This window comes from Streptomyces chartreusis NRRL 3882 (assembly GCF_900236475.1).
GTDB classification, from domain to species: domain Bacteria; phylum Actinomycetota; class Actinomycetes; order Streptomycetales; family Streptomycetaceae; genus Streptomyces; species Streptomyces chartreusis_D.
Window position 1 is genome coordinate 5,966,351 of sequence record NZ_LT963352.1, and the last position, 14,598, is coordinate 5,980,948.

11 protein-coding genes and 2 tRNA genes are annotated in these 14,598 nt (G+C 69.8%); 10 read left to right on the top strand and 3 right to left on the bottom strand.

Translation table 11 applies throughout. The annotated features are described in order from the left end of the window. Positions 1-336: 336 nt before the first annotated feature. From SCNRRL3882_RS27000 to SCNRRL3882_RS27010, 3 genes are all read left to right on the top strand, one after another. Positions 337-531, top strand: a complete 195-nt coding sequence (locus SCNRRL3882_RS27000) for a hypothetical protein (protein ID WP_010041885.1) — start codon at positions 337-339, stop codon at positions 529-531. An 86-nt stretch (positions 532-617) separates the two neighbouring features. After that, a complete protein-coding gene (locus tag SCNRRL3882_RS27005) occupies positions 618-2,990 on the top strand; it encodes a protein kinase domain-containing protein (RefSeq protein ID WP_010041887.1) in 2,373 nt (790 codons plus the stop codon). A 68-nt stretch (positions 2,991-3,058) separates the two neighbouring features. Then, entirely contained in the window at positions 3,059-3,463 is a 405-nt protein-coding gene (locus tag SCNRRL3882_RS27010) for a hypothetical protein (RefSeq protein WP_010041888.1), read from the top strand. Here SCNRRL3882_RS27010 and SCNRRL3882_RS27015 read toward each other — a convergent pair. Both SCNRRL3882_RS27015 and SCNRRL3882_RS27020 read right to left on the bottom strand, forming a co-directional pair. Further along, complete coding sequence (locus SCNRRL3882_RS27015) at positions 3,451-3,918, bottom strand: ASCH domain-containing protein (RefSeq protein ID WP_010041889.1); 468 nt, start codon at positions 3,916-3,918, stop codon at positions 3,451-3,453. The genes SCNRRL3882_RS27010 and SCNRRL3882_RS27015 overlap by 13 nt on opposite strands. Before the next feature lie 82 nt (positions 3,919-4,000). Then, positions 4,001-4,074: transfer RNA gene (locus SCNRRL3882_RS27020), tRNA-Gly, on the bottom strand. Between the two features lie 165 nt (positions 4,075-4,239). On the opposite strand from SCNRRL3882_RS27020, the gene SCNRRL3882_RS27025 reads away from it, so the two are divergent. The 5 genes from SCNRRL3882_RS27025 to clpX all read left to right on the top strand — a co-directional run bounded on the left by SCNRRL3882_RS27025 (position 4,240) and on the right by clpX (position 9,125). Then, positions 4,240-4,316 (top strand) — tRNA-Pro (locus SCNRRL3882_RS27025). Between the two features lie 193 nt (positions 4,317-4,509). Further along, complete coding sequence (gene tig, locus SCNRRL3882_RS27030; RefSeq protein ID WP_010041891.1) at positions 4,510-5,898, top strand: trigger factor; 1,389 nt, start codon at positions 4,510-4,512, stop codon at positions 5,896-5,898. A 335-nt stretch (positions 5,899-6,233) separates the two neighbouring features. Further along, positions 6,234-6,839, top strand: coding sequence for an ATP-dependent Clp protease proteolytic subunit (locus SCNRRL3882_RS27035; protein WP_010041894.1), 606 nt, complete (start codon positions 6,234-6,236; stop codon positions 6,837-6,839). Positions 6,840-6,949: 110 nt separating this feature from the next. Beyond that, positions 6,950-7,657, top strand: coding sequence for an ATP-dependent Clp protease proteolytic subunit (locus SCNRRL3882_RS27040; protein ID WP_010041897.1), 708 nt, complete (start codon positions 6,950-6,952; stop codon positions 7,655-7,657). A 181-nt stretch (positions 7,658-7,838) separates the two neighbouring features. After that, complete coding sequence (clpX, locus tag SCNRRL3882_RS27045; RefSeq protein ID WP_010041898.1) at positions 7,839-9,125, top strand: ATP-dependent Clp protease ATP-binding subunit ClpX; 1,287 nt, start codon at positions 7,839-7,841, stop codon at positions 9,123-9,125. A 59-nt stretch (positions 9,126-9,184) separates the two neighbouring features. On the opposite strand, the gene SCNRRL3882_RS27050 is transcribed toward clpX, so the two are convergent. Next, positions 9,185-10,144: a hypothetical protein gene (locus SCNRRL3882_RS27050; RefSeq protein WP_010041899.1), complete on the bottom strand. Its 960-nt coding sequence runs from the start codon at positions 10,142-10,144 to the stop codon at positions 9,185-9,187. 138 nt (positions 10,145-10,282) lie between these two features. On the opposite strand from SCNRRL3882_RS27050, the gene SCNRRL3882_RS27055 reads away from it, so the two are divergent. Together SCNRRL3882_RS27055 and folC are read left to right on the top strand one after the other, a co-directional pair. Then, positions 10,283-12,907: a valine--tRNA ligase gene (locus tag SCNRRL3882_RS27055; RefSeq protein WP_010041900.1), complete on the top strand. Its 2,625-nt coding sequence runs from the start codon at positions 10,283-10,285 to the stop codon at positions 12,905-12,907. Positions 12,908-13,073: 166 nt separating this feature from the next. Then, a complete protein-coding gene (folC, locus tag SCNRRL3882_RS27060; protein WP_010041901.1) occupies positions 13,074-14,597 on the top strand; it encodes a bifunctional tetrahydrofolate synthase/dihydrofolate synthase in 1,524 nt (507 codons plus the stop codon). The last annotated feature ends 1 nt before the right edge of the window (position 14,598 follow it).

The following is a 14,598-nucleotide window of genomic DNA, read 5'->3' on the forward strand; positions in this document are numbered from 1 at the left end:
TCCGGCGGAATGTCCACTTCCGTGCCTCTCCGATGCCTGACCGCAGGGCCGTTGAGGAACTTGCGAGGGTAATTCGAATTAGCTGCGAACGCGTTGTGTGGACACGGAAACGATGCGGTCGAATTCCCTGTGCGGGTGGCCCATCGAATTGTCGTACGAGTCACAGCCGTTCGGCCCGTGGCCCCGAGCGGCGCACCCGGTCCGGACACGAGTGAGGTGGTCGATGTGTCACGGGCCGCATAGCCCGGCCGGGTTGGTGGCACGATGGTTCTGGCGGGGTGCGCGTGGTCGCGTCCCCGGGCCGGGAGAGCGGACCGACCGAGGGTGTGATCAGTTGTGGCCATTTCACTGTCTGTGGTGCTGCTGTTGGCGATCATCCTTGTGGTGTTGCTGAGAGGGGGATCCATCAAGGCAGGACCCGCGATCGTGGCGATCCTCTTCGGCTTCTTCCTCGCCTCGACCGGCATGGCCCCGTCCATCAACCGGTTCCTCAACTCGATAGCGGAGACCATCAACTCCATCAGCTTCTGACCGGGCCGGTGCCGCCGGCCCGAGGAGCGTGGGGATACGCTCCTCCCCGACCAGGGGACAGTGCGTGACGGGGGGAACGTACGGGGATGGCGCTGCGCGACTCCGACCCGGCCGAGGTGGGTGGCTACCGCATCGAGGACCGCCTCGGCTCCGGCGGCATGGGTGTGGTCTACCTGGCCCGTTCGGCCTCCGGCCGGCCCCTCGCGATCAAGGTCGTCCACGGTCAGTACGCCGACGACGACGAGTTCCGCGCCCGGTTCCGCCGCGAGGTGGCAGCCGCCCGCCAGGTCAGCGGCGCCTTCACGGCCCCTGTCGTGGACGCGGACGCCGACGCGATGCGCCCCTGGATGGCCACCCTCTACATTCCGGGCGCGGACCTCGGCACCCACGTCCGCGAGCACGGCCCGCTCCCCCTGCCCCGCCTGCGCGAACTCGCCGCAGGGCTCGCCGAGGCGCTGCGCGACATGCACCGCGCCGGAGTCGTCCACCGCGACCTGAAGCCGGCCAACGTGATGCTCGCCGACGACGGCCCCCGCGTCATCGACTTCGGCATCTCCCGCGCCGCCGAGTTCGCCGCCTCCGACGTCCTCACCCAGACCGGCCGGGTCATGGGCACACCGCCCTTCATGTCCCCGGAACAGTTCGCGTCCCCCCAGGACGTCGGCCCGGCCGCCGACGTCTTCTCCCTCGGCTCGGTCCTCGCCTACGCCGCCACCCGTCGCGGCCCCTTCGACAGCCCGAGCCCCTACGAGACGGCTCTGCGGGTCGTCGAGGGCGAGCCGGAACTCTCCGGCGTACCGGACGAAATGCTCCCCGTCATCCGCCTCTGCCTGAAGAAGCACCACAAGTCCCGCCCGACCGCGGCAGACCTGCTCACCCTGCTCCGCGAGGGCAGCGCCCCCGCCGGCCACCCCCTGCCCGCCACCGGGTCACCCCGGACCCTGCGACCGGGGCCGGGCGCACGGCCGACCGAGCCCGCCGGGACGGTATGGCCCGACGCCGCGCGCACGGACCGGGCGGAAGCCGTGCGCCCCCCGCTCGTGTCCGACCGGACGGACACCGAGCCGGGCGAGGCCCCGCATCGCCGCCTCGACAGGACCCCGGCCGAGCAGCACGAACCGCCGCACGATCCGGCCGCGGCACCGGCGCCCGACGCCGAGCGCGTCCGCAGGCGCCGCAGGCACGGCCTGATGCTGGTCTCGGCCGCCGCGGCCGTCGTGCTCGCCGCGCTCGTCACCACCACCATGGCCCTCATCCCCGACGGCGACCGCGCCCCCTCGTCCGAGGCGGCGCCCGCCGATCTTCCCGAGGGCTGGAAGCCCTGGGCCGCCCGGGCGAAGGGCCCGGAGGGGGGCCGGATGCTCCCGGGTGACTCCTCCTTCCGGCGCTGCGCGGCCGTGGACACGTCCCTGGTGTGCGCCGGAGCCCAGATCATGGCGACCCGCTTCGATCTGGCCGACGGTGGCCCCACATGGACCCGGTTCGTCGACCCCACGGCGCCGGACGGCGTGTCCAACTCCCCGGGCGGGATCATCGGCACGAGCCGGGACCGCGTCTACGCCTACCAGGCGGACGAACGGCAGATGGCCGACGGCGCCGGCCCGCTGTTCACCTACAGCGTCGCCGCCCTGGCCGCCGGCACCGGCGAGGTCCTGTGGCGGACCGAGACGGCCGACGGCCAGATGGCGAGCGCCCCCGACCGGGAGCAGGGAAGCGCCGTGGCCGTCCCGGAAGGTGTCGTCACCTTCTACGGCGGCCAGGGCGACCAGTACGCGCTGCTGGCCGCCGACACCGGCAAGGTCCTCTGGAAGCGCCCGCAGCCGCAGGCCCGAGAGGGCTGCCGACTGCGCGCCGCGGACCGCCGGGCCTACCTGATCTGCACCGACGGGGACCGGACGAACGGCACCGCCCGCACCAGCGTCTCCCAGCTCGGCGCGGCCACCGGCGAGCCGCGCTGGACGGTCGAGGCGAAGGGCGCCCTGGACATGCTCGGCCGGGACGGGAACCGGCTGGTGCTGGCGGACGCCCATGCGCCCGGTTCCGGCCTGACCCGGATCGACCTCTCCTCGCGCGCCCTCACGACCCTGCGGCTCTCCGGCACACTGTCCGACGCATCTGCCGCGTACCTCGTCCGCGGGACCGTCTACCTCACCCGCGGCAGCGGCGGCGTCAGCGCGGTCTCCCCCCGCACGGGCCGGACCCGCTGGGTCAGCAACTCCACCGTCGAGCAGCAAGGGCCCCCGACCGCCTCCGCCACGCACGTGTACTTCGCGTCCCCCAGCGGCCGGGTGGCGGCCCTGAGCGTCGGCACCGGCAAGGTGGAAGGCACCCGCACCGGCCGCGACGACAGCGGCGAGCCCGACAACACCACCGGCGCACCCCTCACCCTGGTCGGCGACGCCCTGTACATCCCGTACGGAGAGCGCTCGGTCTACACGGTCGACGTACGCGACCTGTGAACCCCCGGCCGTCGGCTCAGCCCGAAATCGCTCGACCGGTCGAGCGCCGGCGAGATAGAACGAGCGCCATGAGCTGGGTTGCCAATGTGATGATCTCGGCCGCCGACGCCGACCGGGCCAACGTCGAGGCGCTGAGCGCCTGGCTGAGCGACGAGGCTCCGCATCGCGGCCGGCCGGACGCCTCCGGCGTCGGCGTCGGCGACCTCAACCTCCTCACCGACCAGGACCCCGGATGGGGTGGCTGGAAGTGGCCCGAGTGCCGGGTGTGGGCGGGTGCTCTCAACCACTGCGACCTCGACGCGCTCAGGAAGCGGGTCGCCGAGACGCCGTGGCGGGAGCCGAACGTGGTGCAGCTCCTCGTCATGGACCAGGAGGAATCGTTCTTCCGCCTGTGGATGATCCGGGGCGGCGAACTGAGGCAGTACGCGCCCCTGACGCCGTCCGAAGAGGACGCCGGCTTCTACCTGACCTGATCGTCGGAGGGGCGAAGGTCGGCGACCAGGCGGAAACGTTCCAGAACCGCCGGCGTCGTGTCGTCGACGGTGAAGCCGGGGTCCCCCAAGGCCGCACGCATCTCCTCGCTGTGCCAGAACCGCTCGTGGCCTTCGCGCCACTCGGCTACGCTCGTGTGCCCTTCCCCCTCATCCGTCACGTGCGCGAGATCCACCTGCGCGAGGGGGACGACACGCACGCTGGTCACCTCGACAACCGCTACCGGACGCTGGTCCGAGTCGACGACCACCGAACGGTTCCCGACTTCCGGCAGCGGCTCTCCCTCATGCTCGTAGTCGACGACGAGTCCGGTCGTGGAGGTCTTCGAACCGTTGAGGATGGCTGCGACGAGCTGGTCGCGCAGCGGGCCGGGGAAAGCGAACTCGATCCTGGGCATCGACGCGATGTCTGCGGGTGCGATGGAGTCGGGCGTCATGCGGTCACCGTAACGACACGCCCCCTGGCAAACGATCAGGGCCAGGCGGAGGAATGATCCTCTGACCTGGCCCTGAGCCGTATGGAGCGGGCGACGGGAATCGAACCCGCGTAGCTAGTTTGGAAGACTAGGGCTCTACCATTGAGCTACGCCCGCACAGCGCGCGCCGCAGGTCGGAGTGACCGCGGCACTGAAGGCATCGTAGCGGGTCGGGCCCGTCCGTCGCACACCGCATTCCCGCCGTGGCCGACGCGGCACCGGCCCTGTGGAAATGCGGCGGCCACACCGCCTGGCGGCATGTACCCTACGTGTCGCACCAGACGGGGTGTGGCGCAGCTTGGTAGCGCGTCCGCTTTGGGAGCGGAAGGCCGTGGGTTCAAATCCCGCCACCCCGACCAGCCATCCGGTCACCTCGCGTGATCGTCTCCTGATCACTCCCGTGATCGCCTTTTGGGCGGTGTAGTCGCTGCCGTTACTATGCAAGCTGCACGCCCGTGTGTCTCATCGTCTGAAGTCCTCCGGGCGGCGAAATCCGCCGGGCCGCTCTGGCACCGGCAGAACCCAAGAAGTCAGCCACAAGGAGACCGAACCGTGAAGAGCGCCGTGGAGACCCTGAACCCGACTCGGGTTCGGCTCACTGTCGAGGTGCCCTTCGAGGAGCTCAAGGACAGCCTCGACGCGGCGTACAAGAAGATCAACCAGCAGGTCACGGTGAAGGGCTTCCGCAAGGGCAAGGTCCCGGCCCGGGTCATCGACCAGCGGTTCGGCCGCGGTGCGGTGCTGGAGGAGGCCGTCAACGACGCGCTGCCGAAGTTCTACACCGACGCGGTCAACGAGGCCGAGCTGAGCCCCCTGGGCCAGCCCGAGGTCGACATCACGGAGCTGAAGGACGGCGAGACGCTGAACTTCACCGCCGAGGTCGACATCCGCCCCGCGATCGAGATCCCGGACTACTCCGGCATCGAGGTCGAGGTCGACGCCGTCGAGGTCACCGAGGAGGACGTCGACAAGGCGGTCGAGGAGCTCCGCGAGCGCTTCGCCTCCACCGCCCCGGTCGAGCGTGCCGCCGAGGACGGCGACGTCGTGACGATCGACCTGGAGGCCAAGGTCGAGGGCGAGGTCCTCGAGGACGGCGTCGCGAACGGCGTCTCCTACACCATCGGCTCCGGCGAGCTGCTGGACGGCATCGACGACGCCGTGAAGGGCCTGGAGGCCGGTGGCGAGGCCACCTTCACCTCCGAGCTCAAGGGCGGCTCCGCCGCCGGCAAGGAGGCCGAGGTCACCGTCAAGGTCACCCAGGTCGCCAAGCGTGAACTGCCCGAGCTGGACGACGAGTTCGCGCAGCTCGCCTCCGAGTTCGACACCATCGAGGAGCTGCGCGCCGACAGCCGCAAGCGCCTCGAGAACATGAAGCAGTACGACCAGGCCACGCAGGCCCAGGAGCGCGTCCTGGAGAAGCTGCTCGAGCTGGTCGAGGTCCCGGTCCCCGAGAAGCTGCTCGAGGACGAGGTCAACACGCGCAAGCACAACCTCGAGCACCACCAGCTCGGCCAGATGGGTCTCGACCTCGCGAAGTACCTGGAGATCCAGGGCAAGAGCGAGGAGGAGTTCGAGACCGAGACCCGCGAGGCCGCGGTCAAGGGCATCAAGACCCAGTTCGTCCTCGACGAGCTCGTCAAGCAGGAGAAGCTCAACGTCAACCAGGAGGAGCTCACCGAGCACCTCATGCGGCGTGCGGCCTCCTCCGGCATGTCCCCCGACCAGTTCGCCCAGGCCGTCGTCGAGGGCGGCCAGGTTCCGCTCCTGGTCGGCGAGGTCGCCCGCGGCAAGGCCCTGGCCGTCGTGGTCGAGAAGGCCACGGTCAAGGACACCAACGGCGAGATCATCGACCTCGACGACGAGGACGAGGAGTCCGAGGCCACCGAGGCCGCCGCCGAGGAGACCCCGGCCGAGTCCGCCGAGGAGAAGACCGAGGGCTGAGCCCCCGGGCACCGCGTAACGCCGTAAGGACGGGCCCCGAGACACACAGTGCCTCTCGGGGCCCGTTGGCGTCGCGGCCCAGGGGCGCGGGGAACTGCGCGATCGATCACGACGGGCCCGCGGTCGCACACGGACGGAAACCACCCCCGGCGATCCCGCGCAGCGCTACGCCCCCGGCGAACACTCCCATCTCCGGGATTCCCCGAAGGGACCCGCGCGTTAGGGTCCATGAATACCAGGGCAGTGGAGTCTCCGAACGGCTCCCGCCCCGCAGGGAACACGTGAGACGGCCCGGCGCCGTCGTAAGACGAGCAGGTGGATACGTGACGAATCTGATGCCTTCAGCCGCCGGCGAGCCTTCCATCGGTGGTGGCCTCGGCGACCAGGTCTACAACCGGCTGCTCAACGAGCGGATCATCTTCCTCGGCCAGCCGGTCGACGACGACATCGCGAACAAGATCACCGCACAGCTGCTGCTCCTTGCCGCCGAACCGGACAAGGACATCTACCTGTACATCAACAGCCCCGGCGGTTCGATCACGGCCGGTATGGCGATCTACGACACCATGCAGTACATCAAGAACGACGTGGTGACGATCGCCATGGGCCTCGCGGCCTCGATGGGACAGTTCCTGCTCAGCGCGGGCACCCCCGGCAAGCGCTTCGCGCTGCCGAACGCCGAGATCCTGATCCACCAGCCCTCCGCCGGCCTGGCGGGCTCCGCCTCCGACATCAAGATCCACGCCGAGCGGCTGCTGCACACCAAGAAGCGCATGGCCGAGCTCACCGCCCAGCACACGGGCCAGACGGTCGAGCAGATCACCCGCGACTCGGACCGCGACCGCTGGTTCGACGCGTTCGAGGCCAAGGAGTACGGCCTCATCGACGACGTCATGCCCACGGCCGCCGGCATGCCGGGCGGCGGCGGCACCGGGGCCTGAGAGGGTCCCACGGGGCCTGTGGCGCCCCGTGAGGCCCACGGAGCCCTCCCGGGCCCCAGCGACCCCCAGACAGCCCCAGCCGACCGCCTCAGCCCTTTTCAGGAGACACCGTGAACCAGTTCCCCGGCAGCGGGATCTACGACCGTATGCACGCCGTGCAGGACATGCGCGCCGCTCAGGGCGAGTACACCGGCCCGCAGGCCGAGTCCCGCTACGTCATCCCGCGCTTCGTCGAGCGCACCTCCCAGGGCATCCGCGAGTACGACCCGTACGCGAAGCTCTTCGAGGAGCGCGTGATCTTCCTCGGCGTCCAGATCGACGACGCCTCCGCCAACGACGTCATGGCGCAGCTGCTGTGCCTGGAGTCGATGGACCCCGACCGTGACATCTCGGTCTACATCAACAGCCCCGGCGGCTCCTTCACGGCGCTCACTGCGATCTACGACACGATGCAGTACGTGAAGCCGGACATCCAGACGGTCTGCATGGGCCAGGCGGCCTCCGCCGCCGCCGTCCTGCTGGCCGCCGGCACCCCGGGCAAGCGCATGGCCCTGCCGAACGCCCGCGTGCTGATCCACCAGCCGTACAGCGAGACCGGCCGCGGCCAGGTGTCCGACCTGGAGATCGCCGCCAACGAGATCCTCCGGATGCGCACGCAGCTGGAGGAGATGCTGGCCAAGCACTCCACCCAGTCGATCGACAAGATCCGCGAGGACATCGAGCGCGACAAGATCCTCACGGCCGAGGACGCGCTGAACTACGGGCTGATCGACCAGATCATCACCACCCGGAAGATGGACAACTCGAGCCTGCGCTGAGGCGAGAGGCTGTATCGTCTGCCGCCCCTTGGCACGGTTTGGCACGGTCCACGTCAAAGTGAACCGCGCCAAGGGGGGCCCGAACGGGGGGCCCGGCAAGGTACCGTCGGACATAAGGCAGCACCAGGAGTCCGCTGGACGTCGGCGTCCAGGAGTCTCCCAGGCGAAGGGGAAGCACACCGTGGCACGCATCGGTGACGGCGGCGATCTGCTCAAGTGCTCGTTCTGCGGCAAGAGCCAGAAGCAGGTCAAGAAGCTCATCGCAGGGCCCGGTGTGTACATCTGCGACGAGTGCATCGACCTCTGCAACGAGATCATCGAGGAGGAGCTGGCCGAGACCAGCGAGGTCCGCTGGGAGGAGCTCCCGAAGCCCCGCGAGATCTACGAGTTCCTCGAGGGCTACGTGGTCGGCCAGGAGGCCGCCAAGAAGGCCCTCTCCGTCGCGGTCTACAACCACTACAAGCGGGTCCAGGCCGGCGAGAACGGCGGGGCGAACGGCCGCGACGACGCCATCGAGTTGGCGAAGTCCAACATCCTCCTCCTCGGCCCCACGGGCTCCGGCAAGACCCTCCTCGCGCAGACCCTCGCGCGGATGCTCAACGTCCCCTTCGCGATCGCGGACGCCACGGCCCTGACGGAGGCCGGCTACGTCGGCGAGGACGTCGAGAACATCCTCCTCAAGCTGATCCAGGCCGCCGACTACGACGTCAAGAAGGCCGAGACCGGGATCATCTACATCGACGAGATCGACAAGGTCGCGAGGAAGAGTGAAAACCCCTCGATCACGCGCGACGTCTCGGGCGAGGGCGTCCAGCAGGCCCTGCTGAAGATCCTGGAGGGCACCACGGCCTCGGTCCCGCCGCAGGGCGGCCGCAAACACCCCCACCAGGAGTTCATCCAGATCGACACGACGAACGTGCTGTTCATCGTGGGCGGTGCCTTCGCCGGCCTGGAGAAGATCATCGAGTCCCGCGCCGGCGCCAAGGGGATCGGCTTCGGGGCGCAGATCCGCTCCAAGCGCGAGATGGAGTCCAAGGACCAGTTCCAGGAGGTCATGCCGGAGGACCTGGTCAAGTTCGGCATGATCCCCGAGTTCATCGGCCGCCTCCCCGTCATCACCTCGGTCCACAACCTCGACCGTGAGGCCCTGCTCCAGATCCTCGTCGAGCCGCGCAACGCGCTCGTCAAGCAGTACCAGCGCCTCTTCGAACTCGACGGCGTGGAGCTGGACTTCGAGCGCGAGGCCCTCGAAGCCATCGCGGACCAGGCCATCCTCCGCCAGACGGGCGCGCGAGGGCTGCGCGCCATCATGGAGGAGGTCCTCCAGGGCGTGATGTACGAGGTCCCGTCCCGCAAGGACGTGGCCCGGGTCGTCATCACGGCGGACGTCGTCCAGTCGAACGTGAACCCGACGCTGATTCCGCGCGACGCGCGGGGGCGCGGGCCGGGCGAGCAGAAGACGGCGTAGTCACCCACTGCACGCGTGGGCGCCCGGCACTTCTGCCGGGCGCCTTCGTCGTTGCCGCGTCAGGCCTTGACGCGGACTTCCTTGCGGGCCTTGGTCGTGATGTCGATCGCCACGTCCTTGGTGACGCCCTGCGCCGCGTCACCCGGCGACACGACGGCGATCGTGCTGTAGTCGGCCCACGCGCAGAACCAGTTGGTCTTCTCCTTCTTCGTCAGCCGGTCCTGCCCCTTGACCGACTGGCACTTCATGACCGCACCGTCGAGGTCCGCCGCCTCGGGCTCGCCGACCAGCTCGGGCTTGCCGGACCCGGTGGCGGACTCCTTCTCGGCCGACTTCTTGAAGTTGGCGAAGAACAGGTCCAGAGTCGCCTCAGGGTCGGAGATCTCACCGTAGGCACCGGCCACCGACAGCGTCTTGGCCGTCGCCATCTTCGCCGCGGACGACGGATCGTCGGGGTCGTAGTCGCTCAGGTCCACCGTGGAGTACTGGCCCGCCGCGGACTTGGCGTTCTTGACGCCGCTCTTCTCCAGCTCCGACGTCGAGTCGTCGCCGGCGGTCTGCCCGTCCTTGGTGATGCGCTTGTAGTCGCTGAGCACCGTCGCCGGCGTCGTGAGCTTGTGCGGTCCGTCGTCCTCCAGGGACCCCGCGCCTCCGCCCCCGCCGATCACGAAGTACGCGCCCACGCCGATCGCCGCGACGACCGCCACCGCGCCGATGACGATGCCCGTCTTCTTCTTGCCGCCGCCCGGGGCCGGGGGCTGGGGGACGCCGTACGGGGCCTGGCCGTAGGGCGGCTGCTGGCCGTACGGGGGCTGCTGGCCGTAGGGGTTCGGCTGGGGCGGGACGCCCTGCGGGGGCTGCTGCGGGTAGCCGTACCCGGGCTGGGGCGGAGGGGCCTGCTGGGGGTAGCCGTAGCCGGGCTGGGGTGCCTGCGGCGGCTGGCCGTACGGACCGGGCTGGCCGTACGGTCCGGGCTGCTGGGGCTGCCCGCCGTACGGGCCCGGCTGGTTGTAGCTCATGTTCTGGGTTCCCCTCCAGATGCTTATGCGTTCGAGACATCCTGGCGCAGACCCGTCGTGTGCATGGCATCGGGGCCCCCACCGTTACAAAGCAAACGCGTTTCGGGACGGGGGAGTGACACCTCTAAACTGACCCCCGTGACCGAGAACGCTCAGCAGCAGCCACCAGCGCCCAGCACCGACCTGCCGACCCAGTACGCGCCGGCCGACGTAGAGGGGCCGCTGTACGAGCGCTGGGTGGAGCGGGGTTACTTCGAGGCGGACGAGAAGAGCGACAAGCCGCCGTACACGATCGTCATCCCGCCGCCGAACGTCACGGGCAGCCTGCACCTCGGGCACGCCTTCGAGCACACGCTCATCGACGCCCTGACCCGCCGTAAGCGGATGCAGGGGTACGAGACGCTGTGGCAGCCCGGCATGGACCACGCCGGTATCGCCACGCAGAACGTCGTCGAGCGCGAGCTCGCCAAGGAGGGCAAGTCCCGGCACGACCTGGGCCGTGAGGCCTTCGTCGAGCGGGTCTGGCAGTGGAAGGGCGAGTCCGGCGGGCAGATCAGCGGCCAGATGCGGCGCCTCGGTGACGGCGTCGCCTGGTCGCGCGAGCGCTTCACGATGGACGAGGGCCTCTCCCAGGCCGTCCAGACCATCTTCAAGCGGCTCTACGACGACGAGCTGATCTACCGCGCCGAGCGCATCATCAACTGGTGCCCCCGGTGCCTGACCGCCATCTCGGACATCGAGGTCGAGTACCAGGACGACGACGGCGAGCTCGTCTCCATGAAGTACGGCGACGGGGACGACACCATCGTCGTCGCCACCACCCGCGCCGAGACGATGCTCGGTGACACGGCCGTCGCCGTTCACCCCGAGGACGAGCGGTACAAGCACCTGGTCGGCAAGCTGGTCAAGCTGCCGCTGACCGACCGCTCCATCCCGGTCGTCGCGGACGAGCACGTCGACCCGGAGTTCGGCACGGGTGCCGTCAAGGTCACCCCGGCGCACGACCCGAACGACTTCGAGATCGGCCAGCGCCACGACCTCCCGGCCCTGACGATCATGGACGAGCATGCCGTGATCACCGCTCACGGCCCCTTCCAGGGCCAGGACCGCCTGGAGGCCCGCTCCGCCATCGTCGCCGCGCTGCGCGCCGAGGGCCGGATCGTCGCGGAGAAGCGGCCGTACGTCCACTCCGTCGGCCACTGCTCGCGCTGCAAGACCACCATCGAGCCGCGGCTGTCCATGCAGTGGTGGGTCAAGGTCGGCCCGCTGGCGAAGGCGGCCGGTGACGCCGTCCGTGACGGGCGCGTCAAGATCCACCCGCAGGAGATGGAGAAGCGCTACTTCGACTGGGTCGACAACCTCCACGACTGGTGCATCTCGCGGCAGTTGTGGTGGGGCCACCGCATCCCGGTCTGGTACGGCCCGAACGGCGAGGTCGTCTGCGTCGGCCCCGACGAGGAGCCGCCGAGCGGCGAGGGCTGGCGTCAGGACACCGACGTCCTCGACACCTGGTTCTCCTCCGGCCTGTGGCCGTTCTCCACGCTCGGCTGGCCCGAGCAGACCGAGTCGCTCGCGAAGTTCTACCCGAACTCCGTCCTGGTCACCGGCTACGACATCCTCTTCTTCTGGGTCGCCCGGATGATGATGTTCGGCCTGTACGCGATGGACGGCACCCCGCCGTTCCACACCATCGCCCTGCACGGCATGGTCCGCGACCAGTTCGGCAAGAAGATGTCGAAGTCCTTCGGCAACGCGGTCAATCCGCTGGACTGGATGGACAAGTACGGCTCGGACGCGCTCAGGTTCACTCTGGCCCGTGGCGCGAACCCGGGCGTCGACGTCCCGATCGGCGAGGACTGGGTGCAGGGCTCCCGCAACTTCGCCAACAAGATCTGGAACGCGACGCGCTTCGCGATGATGAACGGCGCGACGGTGGACGGCCCGCTGCCGGATCCGTCGAAGATGTCCGCGACGGACCGCTGGATCCTCTCCCGTCTGAACACGGTCGTCGCGGAAGTCGACGCGTTCTACGACGACTACCAGTTCGCGAAGCTGTCCGACTCCCTGTTCCACTTCGCGTGGGACGAGGTCTTCGACTGGTACGTCGAGCTGTCCAAGACGACGTTCCAGGCGGGCGGCGAGGCGGCCGAGGTCAGCAAGCGCGTCCTCGGTGAGGTCCTCGACGTCACGCTGAAGCTGCTGCACCCGGTGGTCCCCTTCGTCACCGAGACCCTGTGGACCACCCTCACCGGCGGCGAGTCGGTCGTCATCGCCGACTGGCCGAAGGACAGCGGCTTCCGGGACGCCGGCGCCGAGCGTGAGATCGAGAGCCTGCAGTCGGTCATCACCGAGGTCCGCCGCTTCCGCGCCGACCAGGGCCTGCAGCCCGGCCAGCGGGTTCCGGCCCGGCTGACGCTGGACGGCACGCCGTTCGCGACGCACGAGGCCGCCATCCGCCAGCTGCTCCGGCTCCAGCCGGAGGGCGACGCCTTCACGGCCACGGCGACCCTCCCGGTCGCGGGCGCGGAGGTCGCCCTCGACCTGTCCGGCACGATCGACGTGGCGGCGGAGCGCAAGCGTCTCGCGAAGGACCTCGCGGCGGCGGAGAAGGAGAAGGCGCAGGCGAACGCCAAGCTCGGCAACGAGGCGTTCCTGGCGAAGGCCCCCGACCACGTCGTGGACAAGATCCGCACCCGCCTCGCCAAGGCGGAGGAGGACATCGCCCGGATCCAGGCGCAGCTGGAGAGGCTGCCGCAGGGGTAGGGGTTCGTACGGTCGTGAAGGCCCCGGTGCTTGTCGGCGCCGGGGCCTTCACGCGTCTCTTTCAGGGGCGCGGGGAACTGCGCGACAAGCCACACACAACCCGCACGGAAAGGACGACACAAACCACCCCCGACCGATGTCACAGCCGCTCCGTAGACTGGGCCCCGTGAGCGAGCTCCCTCCAGACCACAACGCCGACGACCAGCCCGACCCCCTCGACAGCTTCGACGAGATCATCGCGGAGGAGACCACCCGCGATCCCGACCTCGCCGTCATCGAAGCCGGCAGCCGAACCCTGCGCACCCAGGGCGGACCGCCCGACGCCGACATCCCGACCCGGCCCGCCGACCCCGAGGTCGACAAGGCCCTGCGCGAGGTCGAGGCGGAGCTCGCCACGCGCTGGGGCGAGACCAAGCTGGAGCCCTCCGTCAGCCGGATCGCCGCGCTGATGGACGTGCTGGGGGAGCCGCAGCGGTCGTACCCGTCGATCCACATCACGGGGACCAACGGCAAGACCTCCACGGCCCGCATGATCGAGGCCCTGCTCGGCGCCTTCGAGCTGCGCACCGGCCGCTACACCTCGCCGCACGTGCAGTCGATCACCGAGCGCATCAGCCTGGACGGCGCCCCGATCTCCGCCGAGCGGTTCATCGAGACGTACCAGGACATCAAGCCGTACGTCGAGATGGTCGACGCGCAGCAGGACTACCGGCTGTCCTTCTTCGAGGTGCTCACCGGCATGGCGTACGCGGCGTTCGCCGACGCGCCCGCCGACGTCGCCGTCGTCGAGGTCGGCATGGGCGGCTCCTGGGACGCCACGAACGTGATCGACGGTGACGTCGCCGTCGTCACGCCCATAGACCTCGACCACACCGACCGGCTCGGCACCACGCACTCCGAGATCGCCACGGAGAAGGCCGGCATCATCAAGCAGGGCGCGACGGTCATCATGGCGCAGCAGCCGGTCGACGCCGCGCAGGTGCTGCTGAAGAAGGCCGTCGAGGTGGACGCGACCGTGGCCCGGGAGGGCCTGGAGTTCGGTGTCGTGGAGCGGCAGGTGGCCGTCGGCGGGCAGCTGCTGACGCTGCGCGGGCTGGGCGGCGAGTACCCGGAGGTGTACCTGCCGCTGCACGGCGCGCACCAGGCGCACAACGCGGCCGTCGCGCTCGCCGCCGTCGAGGCGTTCTTCGGCGTCGGCGCGCAGCGGGCCGAGCCGCTCGACTTCGACACGGTCCGCAAGGCCTTCGCGGCCGTCGCCTCGCCGGGCCGGCTGGAGGTCGTGCGGCGTTCCCCGACGGTCGTGCTCGACGCCGCCCACAACCCGGCGGGCGCCCGAGCGGCGGCCGAGGCGATCGGTGAAGCCTTCCAGTTCAGCCGGCTCATCGGTGTCGTCGGCGCGAGCGGCGACAAGAACGTACGGGGGCTGCTGGAGGCCTTCGAGCCGGTGTTCGCCGAGATCGTGGTCACGCAGAACTCCAGCCACCGCGCGATGGACGCCGACGAGCTGGCCGGCATCGCCGTCGAGGTGTTCGGCGAGGAGCGCGTCCAGGTCGAGCCGCGGCTGCCCGACGCGCTGGAGGCCGCGATCACGCTGGCCGAGGAGGAGGGCGAGTTCGCGGGTGGCGGTGTGCTCGTCACCGGTTCCGTCATCACCGTCGGCGAGGCCCGACTGCTCCTGGGGAGGGGCTGAG

Excerpts from the sequence above, each read along its gene's own strand:
- SCNRRL3882_RS27050 (WP_010041899.1), bottom strand. The coding sequence starts at position 10,144 with ATGAGCTACAACCAGCCGGGCCCGTACGGCGGGCAGCCCCAGCAGCCC.
- SCNRRL3882_RS27015 (WP_010041889.1), bottom strand. The coding sequence starts at position 3,918 with ATGACGCCCGACTCCATCGCACCCGCAGACATCGCGTCGATGCCCAGG.
- SCNRRL3882_RS27005 (WP_010041887.1), top strand. The coding sequence starts at position 618 with ATGGCGCTGCGCGACTCCGACCCGGCCGAGGTGGGTGGCTACCGCATC.
- SCNRRL3882_RS27010 (WP_010041888.1), top strand. The coding sequence starts at position 3,059 with ATGAGCTGGGTTGCCAATGTGATGATCTCGGCCGCCGACGCCGACCGG.
- SCNRRL3882_RS27035 (WP_010041894.1), top strand. The coding sequence starts at position 6,234 with ATGCCTTCAGCCGCCGGCGAGCCTTCCATCGGTGGTGGCCTCGGCGAC.